This is a genomic window from Nostoc sp. 2RC (genome assembly GCF_014222165.1).
Lineage (GTDB): Bacteria > Cyanobacteriota > Cyanobacteriia > Cyanobacteriales > Nostocaceae > Nostoc > Nostoc linckia.
Map to the genome: position 1 here is coordinate 1 of NZ_JACKZU010000673.1, position 1705 is coordinate 1705.

A 1705-nucleotide genomic window follows, 5' to 3' on the forward strand; every position below is an offset into this window, starting at 1 on the left:
AATACAGAGTTGGCTTTGTTAGTGGGAATTACCTCCACTAGCCTTACTGCCAATGATTTTGTTTTTGTTGCTAGTGTCGTGGGTTAATTTCTTCAGCATGTAGCAGCTTCTCTAGGAGAGGCTACACCCAATACGGTTTGGTTAAAGGGGAAAGGGAAAAGGGAAAAGGTTTCAAATACATCCAAATCCCCTTATATTACCCTTTTCCCAGACCACAAGGGAAGTTCATACTGCTTATCCGAACCGTATTGAGGCTACACCAAGGTGAGGTACAGATAATCGTAGGGGCGCATAGCTATGCGCCCCTATCGGTGTACTTCATTTACTTGAAATATGCTGTATTAATAATATAATTGGGACTTCCAACTAAAAAAATATTCCATCACTGTGTATGCAGAGGAAGCAGAGGAGAAAGAATCTGCCGCTATGAAAATGGGATAATTTATTTTCTAGAAGTCCCTGACAATTTTTTTGGTAAGGGAGTGGTAATTTCCCATCCCCCACTTCTTGTTCTGAATTCTGGATTTGTGAATTCTTCTTTAAGAGTTTTTTTGCCGAGTTTCTCGCCAAACTGCCACCATTCTTCCCCAATTGGTGCCGAATTCACCCAAACCCAGCAGACTCCCGACTCTTTCTTCATCCCAAGAGGCAGAGAGAACGCCATAAGTTATTCCTAAAACCCCCAAACCAAATAATCCCATGTTGACCAATAAAACGGCAATGGGAGCTAGTTTGATGTTGGCGTAGGTGGCAAGCAGATAGCTCACAATCAAGGTGCTAATGGCCAAAATTGTTGGTATACCACAAAATACAGCTACCCGTCGAACCATTCGCTGGCTGACTACTTTCGGAATCGCCATTTCTTCTTTGGTGTAAGGCGGCTTCCTATCAGCTTGGTTGCTGGTTTTTTGTGCTGTCGCTGCTTGTTGAGTTGGAGTTTTTACAGGTTTTTGGGGCTTTTTGTTTGGTTCAAAAGGCAGGCGATTGCGTTCCGATTCTTCAGCAGACATAAGCCATTGCCTCTAACCCCGAATACCGAGACGAGCAATCAAAGCTAGATACTTTTCGCGATTTTCTTTTTGGATATAAGCTAGAAGACGCTTGCGCTGACCAATTAGCTTCAATAGTCCCCGCCGGGAAGAATGGTCTTTTTTATTTGCCTGGAGATGTTCAGTGAGGCGGTTGATCCGCTCAGTTAACATGGCAACTTGGACATCAGCCGAACCAGTGTCGGTTTCGTGAACTTGGTAGTTGGAAATTATTTCTTGTTTCCGCAGTTGCGTCAGAGCCATGATCCAAATTTTAGTTTTTCAATAAATGTATGCAGCAGTCTCCCATAATATCACAGCCATTAAGGTGATGTAGAGTCATTTAGCTTGAAAATAGCGTTAAGGAAACTCCAAAAAATTATTCCGGTTAAAACGTTGACTGTTGAAGGTTCGCAGTTAACAGTCAACAGCGAACAACAGCACAACCAGTTTGTGAGAACTTATACTGTATCCCTTGAGCAAAAAATGTAGCAGTCTGTTTTAAGTATAAAAAAACAATTTGTGCTTAAATATACTTCTGATTTAAAGTTATTAACGAAAAACGTATCTTTTTCATTAATTCAATCCCATAGTTAATTAGAATCCCCAGAGAGTTAATTCTCGTTTTCGTCTTCATCAGGGTCAGCAACCGGCTGGGAGCGAACAATAAAGCCAGT

2 protein-coding genes are annotated in these 1705 nt (G+C 41.7%); both read right to left on the reverse strand.

Translation table 11 applies throughout. The features are described from left to right. Positions 1 to 539 precede the first annotated feature (539 nt). Positions 540 to 1010 (reverse strand): PAM68 family protein, encoded by a 471-nt coding sequence (locus GNE10_RS34330; RefSeq protein WP_185570482.1) that lies wholly within the window; start codon positions 1008 to 1010, stop codon positions 540 to 542. Positions 1011 to 1022: 12 nt separating this feature from the next. Beyond that, positions 1023 to 1292 (reverse strand): 30S ribosomal protein S15, encoded by a 270-nt coding sequence (gene rpsO, locus GNE10_RS34335; RefSeq protein ID WP_099072496.1) that lies wholly within the window; start codon positions 1290 to 1292, stop codon positions 1023 to 1025. Positions 1293 to 1705: the final 413 nt, after the last annotated feature.